At 71.0% G+C, this 16,996-nt stretch carries 15 protein-coding genes and 1 tRNA gene; 8 read left to right on the forward strand and 8 right to left on the reverse strand.

The annotated features are described in order from the left end of the window. Positions 1-82 precede the first annotated feature (82 nt). The 6 genes from AB0J06_RS08685 to AB0J06_RS08710 all read left to right on the forward strand — a co-directional run bounded on the left by AB0J06_RS08685 (position 83) and on the right by AB0J06_RS08710 (position 6,630). A complete protein-coding gene (locus tag AB0J06_RS08685) occupies positions 83-2,335 on the forward strand; it encodes a diguanylate cyclase (protein WP_357426163.1) in 2,253 nt (750 codons plus the stop codon). Between the two features lie 9 nt (positions 2,336-2,344). Then, positions 2,345-3,307, forward strand: coding sequence for a UTP--glucose-1-phosphate uridylyltransferase (locus AB0J06_RS08690; protein ID WP_357426165.1), 963 nt, complete (start codon positions 2,345-2,347; stop codon positions 3,305-3,307). Further along, the gene (glp, locus tag AB0J06_RS08695) at positions 3,304-4,623 is read left to right on the forward strand and encodes a gephyrin-like molybdotransferase Glp (protein WP_357426167.1); all 1,320 of its coding nucleotides are present in this window, start codon (positions 3,304-3,306) and stop codon (positions 4,621-4,623) included. The genes AB0J06_RS08690 and glp overlap by 4 nt, the downstream gene beginning before the upstream one ends. Next, on the forward strand, positions 4,623-5,258 hold the full coding sequence (locus AB0J06_RS08700; protein ID WP_357426169.1) for a GNAT family protein: 636 nt from the start codon (positions 4,623-4,625) through the stop codon (positions 5,256-5,258). Before glp ends, AB0J06_RS08700 begins: the two co-directional genes overlap by 1 nt. 166 nt (positions 5,259-5,424) lie before the next feature. Further along, positions 5,425-6,249, forward strand: coding sequence for a hypothetical protein (locus tag AB0J06_RS08705; RefSeq protein ID WP_357426171.1), 825 nt, complete (start codon positions 5,425-5,427; stop codon positions 6,247-6,249). A 307-nt stretch (positions 6,250-6,556) separates the two neighbouring features. Then, positions 6,557-6,630, forward strand: a tRNA-Ala gene (locus tag AB0J06_RS08710). 358 nt (positions 6,631-6,988) lie between these two features. On the opposite strand, the gene AB0J06_RS08715 is transcribed toward AB0J06_RS08710, so the two are convergent. The 5 genes from AB0J06_RS08715 to AB0J06_RS08735 form a co-directional block, all read right to left on the reverse strand. Continuing rightward, the gene (locus tag AB0J06_RS08715) at positions 6,989-7,603 is read right to left on the reverse strand and encodes a PGPGW domain-containing protein (protein ID WP_357426173.1); all 615 of its coding nucleotides are present in this window, start codon (positions 7,601-7,603) and stop codon (positions 6,989-6,991) included. Positions 7,604-8,103: 500 nt separating this feature from the next. Then, complete coding sequence (locus tag AB0J06_RS08720; RefSeq protein ID WP_357426175.1) at positions 8,104-8,256, reverse strand: hypothetical protein; 153 nt, start codon at positions 8,254-8,256, stop codon at positions 8,104-8,106. A gap of 393 nt (positions 8,257-8,649) precedes the next feature. Next, on the reverse strand, positions 8,650-9,150 hold the full coding sequence (locus AB0J06_RS08725; protein WP_357426177.1) for a hypothetical protein: 501 nt from the start codon (positions 9,148-9,150) through the stop codon (positions 8,650-8,652). A 178-nt stretch (positions 9,151-9,328) separates the two neighbouring features. Next, positions 9,329-10,150: a poly-gamma-glutamate hydrolase family protein gene (locus AB0J06_RS08730; protein WP_357426179.1), complete on the reverse strand. Its 822-nt coding sequence runs from the start codon at positions 10,148-10,150 to the stop codon at positions 9,329-9,331. A gap of 58 nt (positions 10,151-10,208) precedes the next feature. After that, positions 10,209-10,805, reverse strand: a complete 597-nt coding sequence (locus AB0J06_RS08735) for a hypothetical protein (protein WP_357426181.1) — start codon at positions 10,803-10,805, stop codon at positions 10,209-10,211. Positions 10,806-11,222: 417 nt separating this feature from the next. On the opposite strand from AB0J06_RS08735, the gene AB0J06_RS08740 reads away from it, so the two are divergent. Then, on the forward strand, positions 11,223-11,528 hold the full coding sequence (locus AB0J06_RS08740) for a hypothetical protein (RefSeq protein WP_357426183.1): 306 nt from the start codon (positions 11,223-11,225) through the stop codon (positions 11,526-11,528). 249 nt (positions 11,529-11,777) lie between these two features. Here AB0J06_RS08740 and AB0J06_RS08745 read toward each other — a convergent pair whose 3' ends face one another. Then, complete coding sequence (locus AB0J06_RS08745) at positions 11,778-12,431, reverse strand: HNH endonuclease family protein (RefSeq protein WP_357426185.1); 654 nt, start codon at positions 12,429-12,431, stop codon at positions 11,778-11,780. A 453-nt stretch (positions 12,432-12,884) separates the two neighbouring features. Further along, on the reverse strand, positions 12,885-14,486 hold the full coding sequence (locus tag AB0J06_RS08750; RefSeq protein ID WP_357426265.1) for a phospholipid carrier-dependent glycosyltransferase: 1,602 nt from the start codon (positions 14,484-14,486) through the stop codon (positions 12,885-12,887). A 121-nt stretch (positions 14,487-14,607) separates the two neighbouring features. On the opposite strand from AB0J06_RS08750, the gene rsmI reads away from it, so the two are divergent. After that, the gene (gene rsmI, locus AB0J06_RS08755; RefSeq protein ID WP_357426187.1) at positions 14,608-15,465 is read left to right on the forward strand and encodes a 16S rRNA (cytidine(1402)-2'-O)-methyltransferase; all 858 of its coding nucleotides are present in this window, start codon (positions 14,608-14,610) and stop codon (positions 15,463-15,465) included. Between the two features lie 17 nt (positions 15,466-15,482). Here rsmI and AB0J06_RS08760 read toward each other — a convergent pair whose 3' ends face one another. Then, positions 15,483-16,844 carry a hypothetical protein gene (locus AB0J06_RS08760; protein WP_357426189.1) on the reverse strand — a complete coding sequence of 454 codons (1,362 nt, stop codon included), beginning with the start codon at positions 16,842-16,844 and terminating at the stop codon, positions 15,483-15,485. Between the last annotated feature and the right edge of the window lie 152 nt (positions 16,845-16,996).

Consider the following 16,996-nt stretch of genomic DNA (forward strand, 5'->3'; position numbering starts at 1 on the left):
ACACCCCTGCGGCAACGTCTGCGAAACATGCGACTTGTGTCAGCATCGCAGCAAGGGGTGCGGATCCGCCGGGGGGCAACGAGTGACGCTGCGTGGACGGTTGACCGCGGCGTTTCTCGCTGTCGTGCTCGGCCCGGTGCTCCTCGGCGCCTTCTTCGTCGGGGCGACCGTCGCCGCGGTCAGATACAACCGCTCAATGGAGCGACTCGACCTCGCCGCCACGAGCGTGCGCACCTCGGTCAACGCCCTCTGCCAGCAACTACACGCCGCCGCCGACGCCGTCGCCATGCTCGCAGACCCGTCGCGCGTCGCCGTGGCGGCCAACCAGGTCGTCTCGCGCGGACTCGCCTCCGCTGTCGTGGTCACCCGCCCCGACGGCAAGCAACTCTTCGCCACCCCCGCCCGGCCGCCGCTGCCGTGGGCCGACTGCGCCGCGGCCGGCGGGACGGCCGGCCCCGAGGCGATCAGCGTGCGCGTGGAGATCCGGGACGCCGGCGGAGAGCCACTGGGCGAGGTCGTCGTCGCCCGGCGCCTCGACACCCCGTTCGTCACCCGGCTGGCGGCCGCGACGGGCGCCGCCATCACGCTGCTGCCCGGCGACGCCACGCCACCCGACTCGCTGCGCAGCACGGAATCCGCGGACGTGCGCGACGCCGTGGTCGCCGCGGCACAGCGCCTACGCGGCGACCGGACGGCCGACACCGACGTCGGCCGGTACGTCCGACGGGTCGGACCGTCCCCCGGACAGCCACTCCCGCTGGTGCTCTCCGTGCCCCGCACCGTGCCGCAGGGGCTGTACGCGGTGCTCATCGTCACCGTTCTGCTCGCCGGCCTCCTCGCCGTGCTGGCCGCCTGGTGGCTGGCCCGCTCCACCACCCGACCCCTCGCCGAACTCGCGCACGCCGCCGACCGGGTCGCCGACGGTGACCTGGCCGCCCGCGTGCCGGTACGGACCAACGACGAGGTGGGACAGCTGGCGAGCGCGTTCAACCGGATGACCCGGGAGACCCAGACCTACGTGCAGGCGCTGACCGTCAGCCGGGACCAGTTGCGTGGGCACCTCGCGATCCTCGGCGACACCCTGTCCAGCACCCATGACCTGAAGCGGATCCTGCAGGTGATCCTGCAGACCGCGCTCGTCGCGACCGGCGCCCGGGCCGGCGCGGTGCTGGTGCTCGACCCCGCGACCGGCCTGCTGGTCGGGCAGTACGCCGAGGGCCTGGACGGCAGCCTCGGACTGCCCGCGCCGACGCAACCCGCCGACGCGCTGCCCGCCGTCGACGCCGGATCGGACGCCGCCCCCGCTTCCGACGCCGGCACCGACCACGAACCGGAGACGTTGACGGTGCCGATCGGCACCGGACTGCTCGGTACGGTCGCGGCGAGCGGTGAACCGCTGCGGGGACGGGTGGACCGCGACGGTCCGGTGCTGTCACCGGAGGAGCCGGCCTGCCACACGTACGTGGCCGTGCCCTTCTCGGTTCCCGGGCAGCCCGTCGACCCGCCGCCGGCCACTCCCGGCGCGTCCGCCGCACCACCCGCCGCCGAGCCGCCGACCTCGCTCGGGGTGCTCGCCCTCTACGACCGGCTCGGCTCCGACGAATTCGACGACGCGGACCTGAGCACCCTGCGCACCTTCGCGGGCCAGGCGGCCGTGGCGGTCGACAACGTGCGCGTGCACCGGGAGGCGCAGCGCCTGTCGCTGACGGACCCGCTCACCGGGCTGTGGAACTACCGGCACCTGCAGGAGTCGATCCGGCGGGAGGTGGAGCGCGCCAACCGCTTCGGCCGGATGCTGACCGTGCTCGCCCTCGACCTCGACTTGTTCAAGGAGGTCAACGACACGCACGGTCATCCGGCCGGAGACAGCGTGCTCGCCGAATTCGCCGAGCGGATCCGCGCCGAGATCCGCGAGGTGGACCTCGCGTTCCGTAACGGCGGCGAGGAATTCGTGGTGCTGCTGCCCGAGACGGACGCGCACGGCGGAACGGTGGTGGCCGAACGGCTCGGAGCGGCCATTCGCGACACGCCGATCGTGGTCGAGGGGAACGGCGGGAACGACACCGTGAGCATCGCGGTGACCGTCTCCATCGGAATCGCCGTCTACCCCGACCACGCCGCGACCGGACAGCAGGTGCTCGACGCGGCCGACGACGCGCTCTACGCGGCGAAGGCGGCCGGACGGAACACGTACCGGCTGGCGGTCGCGCGACCGGGCACGGACGACGAGGAGGTCGCGGTCCCGGCCGGCGCAGACGGCCAAGAAGGTGACCTTCCGCAGGCCGGCGGCGCGTCTTTCGGGGCACAGCCGCCGAGACAGAGCCGTGGCCGATAGTCTCGCGGCATGTCGGAGGATGCAGCCACCCAAGCAACGACGACCACCAGTCCGACGAGCGGACGGCGGGCGGTGAAGGCCGTTATCCCGGCCGCCGGCCTCGCAACCCGCTTCCTACCCGCGACGAAGGCCGTGCCGAAGGAGTTGCTGCCGCTGGTCGACCGACCGGTGCTGCAGTACATCGTCGAGGAGGCGGCGCAGGCCGGCATCGGCGACGTGCTCCTCATCACCGGACGCGGCAAGACCTCCATGGTCGACCACTTCGACCGTCAGCCCTACCTGGAATCGCGGCTGGAGGAGAAGGGCGACACCAAGCGGCTCGAGGCCGTCCGGCGCCCCAGTGAGCTCGCCGAGATCTACACCTGCCGCCAGGGCGAGCCGCTCGGGCTGGGGCACGCAGTGTCCTATGCCGAGTCGCACGTCGGCAACGAGCCGTTCGTGGTCCTGCTCGGTGACGAGTTCGTCGACAAGGCCGACCCGCTGCTGCCGGCCATGATCGAGCTGCAGGCCCGCACCGGCGGCATCGTGCTCGCCTTCATGGAGGTCGCGCTGGAGGAGGTCAAGCGGTACGGCATCGCCTCGGTCGCGCCCGCCGACGAGGAACTGGGCGGCGCCACCGAGGTGGTCCGGGTGACCGGGTTGGTCGAGAAGCCGGCGCCGGAAGACGCGCCGAGCCGACTCGCCGTGCTCGGCCGTTACGTGCTGCCCGGTCACATCTTCGAGGCCATCAAGCGCACCAAGCCGGGCAGCGGCGGGGAAATCCAGCTGACCGACGCGATGGCGATGCTGCTGGCGGAGGGGACGCCGGTCCACGGCATCGTCTACCGCGGCACCCGTTACGACACCGGCGCTCCGCTCGGTTACCTCCAGGCCGTTGTGCAGCTCGCCGCCGAGCACGAGGGCCTGGGAGAAGAATTCCGTGGCTGGCTCCGCCAGTTCGTCGAGAACATGCCCGAGGTGCGCGCTACATGACAGCTACCGCCGACGCCGAGAAGGCGGCTCTCGCCGAGCTGACGCCCCTCGCCGACTACCTGGGCAGCGTGTTGCGCAGACTGCGCGCGCTGCCCCCGCTCGAGATCGACCTCACCCAGGCGTACGGGAACCTGCTCGCCGAGGATGTCGTCGCGCCGCACTCGTTCCCGGCCTTCGACCAGGCCGCGATCGACGGCTACGCGGCGCGCTGGGAGGACATCGCGAGCGCCGGTCGGGGCGGCCAGTTCGGCCCGATCGGCGGGGTGTCCGACGGGCCGGGCCGACCGGTGCGGCTCAACGTCGTGGGTGACCTGGGGGCGGCGAGCTGGCGCCCCGTCCGGCTCACCCCCGGCACCTGTTTCTCGGTCGCGGCGGGTTCGCCGCTGCCGGCCGCCGCCGACGTGGTCGTGCCGATCGACTGGACCGACCAGGGCATGGCGGCCGTGGAGATCTTCCAGGCGCCGAAACGTGGCTACGGGCTGCGCCGCACCGGCGAGGAGCTTCCCGCCGGCGCGGTGCTGGCCCGGGCCGGCACGTACGTCACACCGGCCATGATCGCGGTCTTCGCGGCGACGGGGATCGGCCACGTCGTGGTCCGTCCCAGCCCGCGTGTGGTGATCGTCGCGACCGGCGACGAGCTGGTCGACGTCGGCCGGGGCAGCCAGCCCGGCCAGGTGGTCGACGCCAACTCGCACGCGCTCACGGCCGCCGCGGCCGAGGTGGGTGCACTGGCCTACCGCGTCGGCATCTGCGACGACGATCCCGAGGGGCTGCGGGGGCTCCTCGAGGACCAGACGTTGCGGGCCGACCTCATCATCACCAGCGGCGGCACGGGCACCGGACCCGGCGACATGGTGCGCCGCATCCTGTCCCGCCGCGACGGCGGCCGAGCCGGACCCGTCACCTTCACCGAGGTGGCGCTCTACCCGGGCACCTCCCTCGGATTCGGCACGGTCGGCGCCGAGGAGGTGCCGGTCGTCTGCCTGCCCGGTGAGCCCGGCGCGGCCCTGATCGGCTTCGAGGTCCTGGCCCGCCCGGCAATCCAGCTCCTCGCCGGCGCCGAGCCCGTGTTCCGGCCGAGCGTGCGCGCGCACCTGCTGGAGACGGTCTCCTCGCCGACGGGGTTGCGGGAGTTCCGGCCCGCCCACGTGGCTGAGCGGCGTGGCGGCGGCTACACGGTGCAGCCGTTGCGCGGCGGGCCGTACACCCTCTCGGGTCTGGCCGAGGCGAACGGACTGCTCGTACTGGGGGAGCGGGTGACCACCGCAGCAGCCGGATCCACCGTCGACGTGTTGATGCTGGACCGGCGACGGTGATGCGGTCGGCGCCGGGGTGGCCGGTGGAGCTCGCCGACGGTCCGGTGCTGCTCCGCCCCTACCGGCGGTCCGACGCGACGGCCTGGTCGCAGGTGCGCCGCGCCAACCAGGCCTGGTTGGCGCCCTGGGAGTCCTCCCCGCCGGGTCCCTGGGTCGAGCTCAACTCGCCGAGCGCCTTCCATTACGTGCACCGTGACCAGCGGAGGTCGGCGCGGCGCGGAGAGAGCATGCCGTTCGCGGTCTGCCTGCGCGAAGGCGGGCAGGAGCGGCTCGTCGGCCACCTCAACCTGGGCAACATAGTGCGGCGGGCGTTCTGCTCGTCGTACGTCGGCTACTGGATCGACGCCGCCGTCGCCGGGCGCGGGGTGATGCCGACCGCGCTCGCGCTCGCCGTCGACCACGCCTTCACCGTCGGTGGACTCCACCGCGTCGAGGTCAACATCCGGCCGGAGAACGGGCCGTCGCGGCGGGTGGTGGAGAAGCTCGGCTTCCGCGAGGAGGCGTACCACCCGCGCTACATGCACATCGACGGTGCCTGGCGGGACCACATCGGATACGCCCTCACGAGCGAAGAGGTCCTCGCCGAGGGCGGCCTGCTGGCGCGCTGGAAACGGCACCGCGCCGCCGCTCGTTGATCTTTTCTATTCGCCGCGGTCGGCGCGGCGCACAATTTTCCCGCTCCGCCGCCCGTAACCTGAAGTAACTGGGACGTACGGCAACCAACAGCCCATTGTTCCTCCGGAAATCCCTGACCAGGGAGCGGGCGGGCCGGCCGGTTGCCTCTTGCAGGTGACGGGAGGGGTGAGGGTGCCGACCTCGGTGCTCCTCGCCGTCCTCGCCGCCGCCGGGTTGCTCGCCCTTGCACCGGCACTGGTTCGCCGGTACGACGCGACCGAGCGCCTGGTCGCGGAGCGGGCGCAGTCGACGGCGCGGGTATTGCAGCGCCGCCGGCGGCGTCGTACTGTCCCGGGCCGGCGTCCCGTCAACCCGCCGCGCCTCGTCGTCACACTCCGCGCCGGGGTGCCGTCCGCGACGCCCGTCTCCGGCACGCCGGCTTCCGCCCCGGTCTCCGGCCCACCGGGCTCCGGCCGCCGCACGGCGTGGCTGCGCTCCGTTCCCCGCAACGGGGGACGGTCCCGGCGTCGCCCGCCCGCCCGGCACCACACTCCCGCCGTCTACCGCCGACGTCGCGTCTTCGCCGCCCTGCTGCTGCTCAACGTCGTCGAACTGGTCGGCGTGGTCGTGGTCAGCTCCGGCTTCTGGATCAGCTTCTCGGTCACTGCGACGCTCCTCGCCATCTACATGGTCCACCTGCGTAACCGGGCGATCCTCGGGCGACGCCGTCGGCGCGAGGAGGCGCGGGAGGCGGCGTGGCTGGCGGCCCGGCAGGCGGAGGTACGCCGGGAGCAGGCCCGCCGGGCGGCGGCCCGCCGCGAGGCGCAGCGGCGGCTGGCGGTCCAGCGCGAGGCCGTGCGGCGCGCCGCGATGGGGCTGGACCGACCTCGCGACCTGCCCGCTGCGGCGGCGGGCGGCGGCGTGGCCGGTTCCGTCTCCTACCGCCGTTCCGGTGGCCTGCGCGGTCGCGCGTACGAGGCGGGCCGCCCCGGCTCCGCCCACTCCGCCTAGCCCCTGCCCCGCCGCTCCGCCCCCGGCACTCACCCGTCCCGCTCCACCCCGCGGCACTCACCCGTCCCGCTCCGCCCCCGGCACTCACCCGTCGATCAAGGGCGTTTTCACATGGTTCGATCTCCGATCGTGTGAACATGTCCTTGATCGACGACGAACTCCTTGATCGGCACGACGTGGCACCGGGCCGAAACGCGGCACGCCGGGGCTGGATTCGCGGTCGTGCCTGCGGACCTGTTAACCTAGGCGCCGGCTCGCCGCCGGGAACGTTGGAGGCGAGCTACCCAACCGGACTGACGTCCGGTGGGGGGCTGTGGCGCAGTCCGGTAGCGCACCTCGTTCGCATCGAGGGGGTCAGGGGTTCGAATCCCCTCAGCTCCACCCCAGGTCAAAGGCCGTTTCCCGCAGTGGGAGACGGCCTTTTTCAATCTGGTACAGCAGTGAAGCTCACGTCCGAGTTGTTTGCCGAGGCGCTTGAGCGCGGTCCGGGTGGCTTTGGACGGCGCCTCGCCGTAGACGTTCATGGTGAGCGCGATCTGGGTGTGTCGCAGGATCTGCATGTCGACCCGGGGGTGGACGTCGAGCGCCACCAGCAGGGAGGCCCAGGTCCGTCGGGTGGTGTGTACGGAGATCTCCCGCACGCCCGCAGCGTACTGTCCTGGACGAGGTGCGCAGAAACTTACAAGCGAGGGGTCGAGGCTGCCATTGGCTCCCAGTGTGAACCTTCGAGCCGGTCAGCTCAGTCGAGCCACCACGCCCACACGTCACGGCCGAACGGCGTCAACCCTACTGCGAGGATGATCGCGCAGATCACGGTGCCGGTGGCGAGTACCCAGGTATGAACGGCGGACAAGTGAGTGCGTTGTCGGGTGAGGATTACGATGCCGGCCACGGCAAAGAGGAACGCCAGGGGAACGGTGAAAGCGATCATGTACCAGGCGATGCCGCCGAGGAACGCGACAGGATGGGTCCAGTCGCCTGCGGCGAACGGATAGGGCGCGGTGTTGTCTTCGTCGGGCGTGCCTCGTTTGAAGTACCACGACAGCTGTAGGGAGTAGAGGTCGCCGAGGATGAGCTGCAGGGTTGCAATGGCCCCAGCGAACCACCGAGCGGCGCGACCCCTCTCTTTCTTCTTGGCTGCGGCCATGTCTGCCTTGGCCTTGTTCAGGGCGTTCCGGGCCCACACGTACTTCCGGGCCAGCAGCGCGAAACCGGCGGCGATGACCACCAGGCCGGGCCCGGGTGCCACCATCATGATCACACCGGCCATGACGAGCAACCACCCGGCGACGGTAATGACCGCGTTGCGGCTATAGGACCAGACGGCACTGGCGGTAGGACGAATCGGCGACACGCAAGCATGGTCAGCCCGTTGCCAAGCCGTCTGAGGATGTATGGCGATGATGACAACCATTAGTGACCGCAGGTGCCGAGTCAGAAGGTGCCGTCGCGTGACTGCCCAGCGAGGAGGCAGCGAACACCTGAGCGAGGGACGCGACCAGTAGTCGGCGAAGCAGGGCAACCCTGCGCGTACCACCGTCTCCTGACGCTGCGCGACACCCGTGGACAACCCGTACCCGGCTCCCCCGGCGGGGGTCGCGGGCCGCGGGCTGACGGTCAGCGGCCGACGCGAATGCGGTCTGCCGCGTACAACTCGCGGGAGCCGTCAGCGGGGAAGACGGGGAGAAGGCCTTTTCACGGTGAAACCTCGGCTCGATCGGGGTGCCGGGCCGGGTGGTGAAGACGAGTCCCGTCTCGTGCCAGTCCTTCCCGGCTTCGTTGCGGCGTGTGTCCTGTTCCTCGCGGCGGGCTCGTAGGGCTGCCGCGCAGATGTCGGGCAGCGGCAGCGTTCCGTCAGACGACTCGGTGTTGGTCCCGGTGCAGGAGCTGCCGGCGGACCCGTTGGAGCTGGAAGGCCACCGCCAGCTCCCCGCCGTCCAGGTCGACGTCCTCCCAGCGCAGACCCAGCACCTCGCCCCGGCGCAGACCGAGGTCGAGAATCAGCACGTACGCGCCGTAGAGCGCATCATGGTCAGCGCGGGCGGCTTCCAGGAACTGGCGAACCTCGGCCTGCTGGTGCAGCTTGACGGTGCGTTGGCGCTGATCGTCGGCCGGGCTGTTTCGCCACGCACGGCCAAGCTGGCCTGAACCGTGGCGGATACAGCAACGAGTACAGCAACCGCACCGGCCGCGGCCGGTGCGGCCAGCCGAAGGGCGGCACGCTGCACCGGTTCGACCACTCCCGACCGTTCTGCCGGCACTCCGTAGGTTCAGGACCTTGGTCGCACGCGTTGTGGTCCGTACCTGGTCCGCGAACGGGACTGCAAAAAGATCGTGCGGGTGTCGCTGGCCATCTAAGGGGCTGGACCCGCAGGCGGGTCGGCGTGCGTACGCTTATCATCAGGCGTGTTTCCAGATGATCAATGGAACGCGCGCGACCATCATCTCGATGTTCGAAAGCGTGATCTCGATTCGCGCGAGAGGCTGCTCGACGCGCGGCAGACGAGACTCGCGCATCTTGAACGCAGCCTGACGGACCGACGCGATCGCTTGGACGAGCGTGAACGCGTGATAGCCGAGCGCGAGTTGGCCGCCGACGAACGCGAGCGCACCGCGAACGAGCGTGACGTCATGGCCAATGGACGCGAGTTCAACGCCACGGCCCGTGAGGGTGTGCTTGACAAGCGTGACCGGGCCGGCAACGGAGAACCCGCTGACCCGGCGGACCGCATTGAGCAGACGTTTGCCCGTGAGGTGGCTCGACTGGAACGGAGCAATGCCTTCCTGGACCGTTCCCGGGCCGCCGTCAAGCGGGCGCAGGCACGGCTCGAGAGCCTTCGCGCGGCACAGAAACAGACTCAACAACCGCCGGGCGATGCGCAGGACCAGACCTAGCGTCACTGGCAGTACAGCAGCGAAGTGCAGCAACGAGCGCGTAACCAAGCCGGACGCCTCCGTGACGAACCGCGGGGAGGGGCGTGATCGGCACCGGGACCAGACAGATCGGCCGCCCGAAGAGGTCAGGGCGAGGCCTCCAGCGGGTCTGGGTGTTCCTCGACATGATCCTTGTGCCCTTGAACTACCTGGCTTCGTGGCGTGCGATGGCCGCCCGGGTGGCGGCGACGAAGGTCCAGAACGCCGCAAGCGTGGTGTTCTTGCGCTGTGCTCCAGTATTGGTGCCGAACATCGCGAGCCGCATCGGCGTCGTCATCTCCAGCTGCGCGCCCGTGCCCAGCAACGTCCGGTTGACGATGTTCCGCGGGTCGTTGCCATTGAGCGAATCGTGGTCGACGGCGTCGATCGCGGGAACTCCCGCGGCCGCGTACTCCTGGAGCAGGTAGCTCTTCAGCGTGTTGTCCAGCCCGCCGACCAGCACCATCTCGGTGCCGTCGGGCAGATCCACCTGACTCGTCGTGCAGCCGTGCAGGGCGAGGCCGTGCCACGCCCCGGCGCAGAGCGAACGGGCGTACGGGTCGTCGCAGTGGATCGAGGTGACGTGAAGCTCGCCGTTGTTCGACGCGCGGAGCCCTTCGAACATCCAGTAGTCGTACACGCGTCCGTTGGCGGGGGTGACGGCCAGCGTCGCCGGGTGGTAGCCGGCGATGGCGAGGCACAGCTCGGACGTGCCGACCTCGATGCCGCCGCCGTGCGGGGCGATGACCGCCGTCTGCGGGAAGGGCACGTTCTGGACCAGGTCGTCGTCGACCGTGCCGTGCCGCCGGCACCGGCGCGCGTAGTCGGTCCCCTCGACGAGGTTCGGATCCGCGTAGAGCGCGGTGTTGGACGGGTACCTGTCCGCCGCGGCGGCCGCCGGCATCAGACCCGCCGCGCCGAGGTACGGCCCGCCGACCGCGGCGGTCGCCAGCACCGTGAGCAGACTTCTTCTCGATGCACCGGCCATCGGTCCGCGCCTTTCCGCCGATTGGTGATCATCGTGATTCTATCGGCGCACCACGACATCACCTGCCGCCGCCCGTGTCGTCGGACTTGCGCCCGCTCAGGAAGAACGCGCCGATGCTGCCGGCCAACGTGGCGAAGACGATCACCGAGTACGCGGCGAGAACGATTTCGAGCACCTGGCTCAGCGGCGCGGTGGAATCGAGGGGTTCCTGGCTGATCGTGGTGAATGCGGTGTCATGTAGCGCGTCGGCGTAAGAGGTGTAGGCCCCGGTCGCGTACAGGAGATGGCTTGCGGCCAGGAACACCAGAAGGGTCAAGACGGTCAGCCGGGCGATGCGTCCGGACAGCACGCTGGCGGCCGAGTTCGAACCGCCCACGACGGAGGAGGTGATTCCCCGTCCGACCGCACCGACGCGGAAGACCTGCAGTATCCGGATGAATTGCAGGAACGGTACGACGAGCAGGATGATCTGCCACCAGTTACGGCGGAGGAAGCGTCGCCGGTCGGGCGCGGCCCACATCCGCAGAATGAACTCACCGATGAAAACGGCCCACAGCAGCCAGCTGGCGATGGTCAACGTCAGCGACAGCGGACGGTTGTCCGCGAGCGGTTGAGCCAGGACCACCAGCAGGAACAGCAGCCCCAGCAGGCTCATCGGCCGGGCCAGGCGGCGCGCGAGCCGCGTCGACCGGTCGTGTCCCGCGCGTTCCTCGTCCTGTGCCGCTGGCATGGGGTGTCATCGGGCGTCGGTGACGAGCGGGACGATCTGGCCGGGGTCCCGGCTGCTGATCCGCATGGTTCTCCTCCAGGAAGCCGAATGACACACCCGTCCTACGGCGCCCGGATGCCCCTTCTGCTGATGCCCATGCCCCGCAGCCCGTTACCACGTGCCGCGGCGTGGGCGGGGGACGTGCCCGTGACCGGCGCGGAAACCGCCACCGTGGCGGACGTTCGTGGCGTTCTCGTGCTCTTCGGCAACGGCCCCGATGCGGCCGTGGTTTTCGTTAGCGGTCACGGGGGTCGGGTACCGCAATAGGGACAGGCTGGGCACGCGAAGACCGGAGGAGGAGACATGACGACGGCAAATCCAGCCGCCCGCGCGCAGATGGCGGACGTCAACGCCGGACGGCGCGCGGGTGTCGCCCAGGCGGACGAGACGAAGCCCGCGCTCAAGAGCACCGAGTTCTACGTGTACCTCATCGCCGTCGGCGCGGTAATTGTCGCGTCGCAGCTGGTCGGGGTAATGGACAACGGGGTGGACCCGTTCCGGGCGGACAAGGCCTGGTGGTTCATCACACTGCTCACCATCGGGTATATGACAAGCCGTGGGCTGGCCAAGGCGGGCAGCCATTGGCGGCACACCGAGAGCCGCGAGTAGCCGCGGTGATGGTGGCGGGCCCGCTTGCGAGCCGGAAGGGCGCCCGCCGTTGATGCAACGCCCGCCGTTGATGCAACGCCCGCCGGCGCTGTCGCGTACGGCGGGCCACTCGGTTCCACAGCCTTGCGAAACGTGCGGCGGTGAGTTGGTCCTGCGTCGCGGCGGCGGAGTGCTCCCGTCGGGCCGTCGACGGGTCACCGCCGGCGTGAGCCGGGACGACCCGACCCCGCCGACGGCATGACATGAAGATCAGTACGCGTGCGTCACGGTGATGTTGACGCTCGGGCACGAGTTGGCGTAGCTGGTCAGGGTGTTCTTCTCGGCGGTGTCGACGCTGAGCCGCCAGCGGGTCTTCACGGCCACCCACTCGCCGATGTAGCGGCACTTCTCGTACGTCGGGAGCCAGGTCGCCGGGTCCTGGTCGCTCTTCGCCTGGTTGACGTTGTCGGTGACCGCGACGAGCGGGCGGCTGTCGCCGAGGTCGTTGGCGTAGGACTGCCGGCGGGAGGTGGTCCAGCTGCGCGCCCCGGAGTCCCAGGCCTCGGCGAGCGGGACCATGTGGTCGATGTCGAGGTCGGAGGTGACGGTCCAGTAGGCCGCGTCGTAGTAGGAGTACCAGCGACCGCCGCTCAGTGAGCACCCCGATCCGACGGAGGGGGCGGTCGTCGCCTCGGCGATCAGCACCTCGTTGCGGGCGTTGCACCCGTCGCCGTCGGCGTCGACCCAGTGCGGGAACAGGTCTCGGTTGTAGCCGGTGCGTACCTCGGTGGCGACCGGCAGGTTGCTCACCGCCGTGCGCAGCGACGTCGTCACGGTGGCGGCCTGTGCCGGGGCGGCCAGCCCGGCGACGGCGAGGGTGGTGCCGGCCAGCACGGTTGCGGCCCAGCGGAGGGTGCGGGTCATGGTGACTCCATCCACATCGGAAGGCGAGTTGCCTTGCATAGATATAGACAGAGCTGGGAGACACCGGTAGATAGCAAACTGTTAATAACAGGCGACGGTAGTAGAAACAGATAGTCACGCCCGCTCAGCAACTCCAGGGCGTTCGCCGGTTGCGCACCGTGATACTGCCGACCCCCCAGAGGCCCGCGTCGTACCCCGGAATTTCCCTGAGCGGGTGACGCCCATCCGCGTTATTGCTGGTGGTCTGCCCGTTCTGCTAGCCCATGCTCGCAGACGGAAATCTCGTGCGACGTGACCCGTTGTGCTGGTGATGCGGGGTAGTTAAGCTCATCTGTGCGCGCCCCTATCGCCCGCTTCCCCCGTGGCAGGCGATCGGGGCGCGCTCTGTCGTACCGTCTCGCCCCGGCCCGCCACGCGCGTCCACGATGGACGGCCGGAGGGCTTGAGACCCACTCAGATCCAGCGACCGCCGAGCCACATCCGCGCCGACCAGTCGGCGTAGGTCATCACCTGGCCGACGTAGATCGGGTGGAAGTAGGCGAAGCAGAGGGCGACCAGCAGCACGTAGGTGCCGGCCACGATCCCACCGATCATCCGGCGGTCCCGGATCGTGCCGGTCCCCGGCGCCTCCCCGGACGCCCCCGCAGCCCCGGCCGGCGCCATGATCGCACCGAGCACGTAGATCACCGCGAGGATCAGGAACGGCTCGGCCGGGGCGGCGTAGAACGCGAACATCGTGCGGCCGTCGAAGGCGTAGTAGAACCAGGGCAGCAGGCCGGCCGCCACCCAGAGCAGGATCGCGTTGGCCCGCCAGTCACGCCGGGCGATGCCCAGCCACGCGAGGACGGCCAGTGCCGGCAGGAACGACCACCAGAGCACCGGCGTGCCGAGCAGCAGGATCTCCGCCGCGCAGCTGGACGCGCCGCAGGCCCCCTCGTTGGACCAGTAGAAGGCGACCGGGCGGCCCAGTAGCAGCCACTGCCACGGCCACGACTGATAGGTGTGCCTGGTCTGCAGCCCGGTGTGGAATTCGAAAGCGGCCTGGTGGTAGTGCCAGAGGTTCTGCAGCGCCCCGATCACCGGTGGGTCGGAGAAGCCGGAGTCGGCCCGCCAGTTCCGGTAGAAGCCGTTGTCGCTGAGGAACCAGCCCGACCACGTGGCGAGGTAGGTGAGGACGATCAGCACCCCGACGAGGGCGATCCAGCCGATCTCGTCGAGCAGCGCGTCCAACCAGGGATGCCGGACGCCGACGGAGCGGCGGGCGCCGACCTCCCAGAGCACGATCAGCAGCACGAAGACCGGCACGAAGTAGAGGACGCTCCACTTCACGCCCACCCCGCAGCCGAGTAGAACGGCGGCGAGCAGCCGCCACCACGGCACGCCGCGGGGGACCCGTCGCGCCGCCCGCCTGCGGTCGTCCGGGTCCAGGCCGGCCTCCACCACCCGCAACCAGCGCCGCCGCGTCGCGTCGCGGTCGCACAGCAGCGCCGCGAACGCGGCCAGCACGAAGAGCAGCACGAAGATGTCGAGCAGGGCCGAGCGGGAGAGCACCATGTGGAAGCCGTCGAGCGCCATCAGCAGACCGGCGGCGCAGCCGAGCGCGGTGGACTGGAACATCCGACGGGCGACCCGGATGAGGATCAGGACGGAGAGGGTGCCGGCGACCGCGGCCGAGATGCGCCAGCCGAGTTCGTTGTAGCCGAAGGCCCACTCGCCGAGCGCGATCGCCCACTTGCCGAGTGGCGGGTGCACCACGTACGCCGCTGTGTTGTTCTTCTCGTCCCATTCCACGCCGCGCATCAGCAGGTTGTGCGCGTCCGTGGCGTAGTAGGTCTCGTCGAAGATCTTGCCCTTGGGGTGGTTCAGGCCGACCAGGCGCAGGATCGCCGCGATCAGCACGACGACCCCGGTGGCGAGCCAGGAGAAGGGTTCCAGGCGGGTGTCGAAGGGCGCCAACCGCCGGCGGATGATGGCGGGAATGCCATCGCGCCTGAGGGTGCCGGGGGAGGACGCCGCGGGGTCGCCGGGGCGGTCCCGGTCGGTCTCCGGGGTCATCACGCTCGCTGTCTCCGCTGTCGCCGCCGGGATCACCCAGCGATCGTAGGCTGCGGAGACGCCGAACGGGGTCCTACGCGCAGCGGGTGCCGGCACGGGTGTCGATGAGAAGGTAGGGGCTGTGGAAGAAAAGTCGGATAATGGGCGGTTAATCCTGGTTGGCGCGCCGCTCGGCAACCCGGGCGACGCCTCGGCCCGGCTGCGCGAAATCCTCGCCGCCGCGGACGTGATCGCCGCCGAGGACACCCGGCGACTCGCCCGACTGGCCCGCGACCTCGACGTGACGATCACCGCGCGGGTGGTCTCCTACTTCGAGGGGAACGAGGAACGACGTACCCCCGAGCTGGTCGACGCCATCCTCGGCGGCGCCGTCGTCGCGCTGGTGACCGACGGCGGCATGCCCAGCGTCTCCGACCCGGGATACCGCCTCGTACGCGCGACCATCGATGCCGGCGCGTCGATCACCGCCGCTCCCGGCCCGAGCGCCGTGACCACCGCGCTCGCCCTCTCCGGGCTACCGTGCGACCGATTCTGCTTCGAGGGCTTCCTGCCCCGCTCCGGCGGCGCCCGGCGGTCACGGCTCCGCCAGCTCGCCACCGAAGAGCGCACGCTGGTCCTCTTCGAGTCGCCGCACCGGGTTGTCGGCGCGCTCGCCGACCTCGCGGCCACGTTCGGCGCGGACCGGCCGGCGGCGCTGTGCCGGGAGCTGACCAAGACGTACGAGGAGGTGCTGCGCCGCCCCCTCGGTGAGTTGGCGGCGTGGGCGGCGGCCGGCGATCCGCGCGGCGAGATCACCCTGGTCGTCGGCGGCGCGCCCGCCGTCGCGGCCGTGCGCCCCGGCGACGACGAGTTGCGTGCGGAGGTGGCCGAGCGCGAGGCCGCGGGCACGTCGCGACGGGACGCCATCGCGGCCGTGGCGGGCGAGTACGGCCTGCGCCGCCGCGAGGTCTACGAGGTGGTGCACGCCGAGCCGCGGTGAGGGCCGGCGACCTCCGCCTAGAAGGCCGCCGCGAAGAAGCCGACCGCGACCAGCATCGGGGCGGCCAGGGCCGCGATGGTGGACAACCGTCGCGATCGCGGATCCGGCAACCGGAGGGCGCCCGTCCCCCACACGAGGCACAACCCGCAGAGCAGGACGAGGCTCAGCCCGAGCGCCCACCGCAGATGGAGGCCGTCGGCGCCGGAGCCCACGTACGCGTTGCGGGCGTCGGCGTCGATCATCCGTGCCGCGACCTGCGTGCCCTCGGCGCGCTGCCGGTTCTCCACCCCGAGCAGCGGCACGCGTTCGGTGGTGAAGCCGCCGCTCGCCGCGGTGAACGTCCCCACGCAGCGCTGCTGCACGCCGTCGCCGGTGCATCGGGTGACCGTGGCGCTGCCCGCCTTGCCGTGGCCGACGGCGAGCCACAGCGGCTCGACGCTCACCCAGGCGAAAAAGGCCGCCACCAGCGAGAGCAGCACCAGTGAGACGAGCCCGACGGCCGGGCTGCGGGGCTGCTTGCGTGGCTTGCCGGGGCGGGTCACCCGGTTGTTGCCCAACGGGCCGCGACCCGGCGCGCGACCGCCGCGCATGTGCTGCGTCCAGGCGTTGCCGCCGTGGGCGACCTCCTCCACGGGGAGCCAGAACGCCGCCGCCTCTTCCGTCGATGTCTCCGGCTCCGCCTCGGCCGGTCCGGCGGGTGCATCCGTCGTGGTCGTCGCCGAAGTCGCCGTCGCGCGCGAATCCGACCCGGAGGCCCGGTGGCGGCGGGCAGCCTTCATCGGGGCTCCCGGCTGCTCCGCGTCGGCGGTCTTCGCCGCGGCGCCCGCGGCTTCCTCGGACTGCGCCGAATGGGCGGGCGCGGGCTGCGGCGGCTGGGCCGGTGAAAGGGCGCTCACCCGCGCGCGGTCGGCGCGGTGCCCGGCTTCGTACGTCTGCCGGGCGCGTCCCGGCGTCGACCCGCCGGGTCCGCTGCTCCCATTCGTCACGGCGGGCAACTCGTCGGTGTCCGTGACGTTCGGCAGTTCGTCGGTGGTCCCGGCGGTGACGGCCGGAATCTCGTCCGTGATCGCGGTGACTGCCGGAATCTCGTCGGTCGGGGTCTCCGTAACGACGGGCTTCGGCGCATCGAGCGGGCCCGGAGTGGCCGGGGTCAGGCTGGCGACCGGCACCGGTGGGACGGCGGGCTCGGCGCGCCACGGCGGTGCGGACGTGCCAGCGGTGGTGGCCGAGTCCTCCCGCCACCACGCCGCGTCGGATCCGGCCGTCCACGGACTGGTCGCGCCGATGGCGTGGGCGCGGCGCGCCGGGCCGCCCGCCGGACGGGCCGGAAAGCCCCGGTTGCCGTCGGGTCGCTGCAGGTCACCTGATTCGCCGCTCACAACCCTCATTGGACAACGGCCGCCACGGATCGCCGCGCAGGTCGGGTGCGTGTCGGGCGACAAATCGGGTGAAGTGTCCCTAGCCGTGGTTTGTCCGGGCGCTGATCGCGCTCGACGGCTATCGGTTCGCGTACTGCCGGTGACGGTCATTA

The sequence above is a fragment of the Micromonospora sp. NPDC049679 genome (genome assembly GCF_040659735.1).
GTDB lineage: Bacteria > Actinomycetota > Actinomycetes > Mycobacteriales > Micromonosporaceae > Micromonospora_I.

Coding starts and splice junctions, on each gene's coding strand:
- AB0J06_RS08690 (WP_357426165.1), top strand. CDS start 2,345: ATGTCGGAGGATGCAGCCACCCAAGCAACGACGACCACCAGTCCGACG.
- glp (WP_357426167.1), top strand. CDS start 3,304: ATGACAGCTACCGCCGACGCCGAGAAGGCGGCTCTCGCCGAGCTGACG.
- AB0J06_RS08700 (WP_357426169.1), top strand. CDS start 4,623: ATGCGGTCGGCGCCGGGGTGGCCGGTGGAGCTCGCCGACGGTCCGGTG.
- AB0J06_RS08730 (WP_357426179.1), bottom strand. CDS start 10,150: ATGGCCGGTGCATCGAGAAGAAGTCTGCTCACGGTGCTGGCGACCGCC.
- AB0J06_RS08735 (WP_357426181.1), bottom strand. CDS start 10,805: ATGAGCCTGCTGGGGCTGCTGTTCCTGCTGGTGGTCCTGGCTCAACCG.
- AB0J06_RS08740 (WP_357426183.1), top strand. CDS start 11,223: ATGACGACGGCAAATCCAGCCGCCCGCGCGCAGATGGCGGACGTCAAC.
- AB0J06_RS08745 (WP_357426185.1), bottom strand. CDS start 12,431: ATGACCCGCACCCTCCGCTGGGCCGCAACCGTGCTGGCCGGCACCACC.
- AB0J06_RS08750 (WP_357426265.1), bottom strand. CDS start 14,486: ATGACCCCGGAGACCGACCGGGACCGCCCCGGCGACCCCGCGGCGTCC.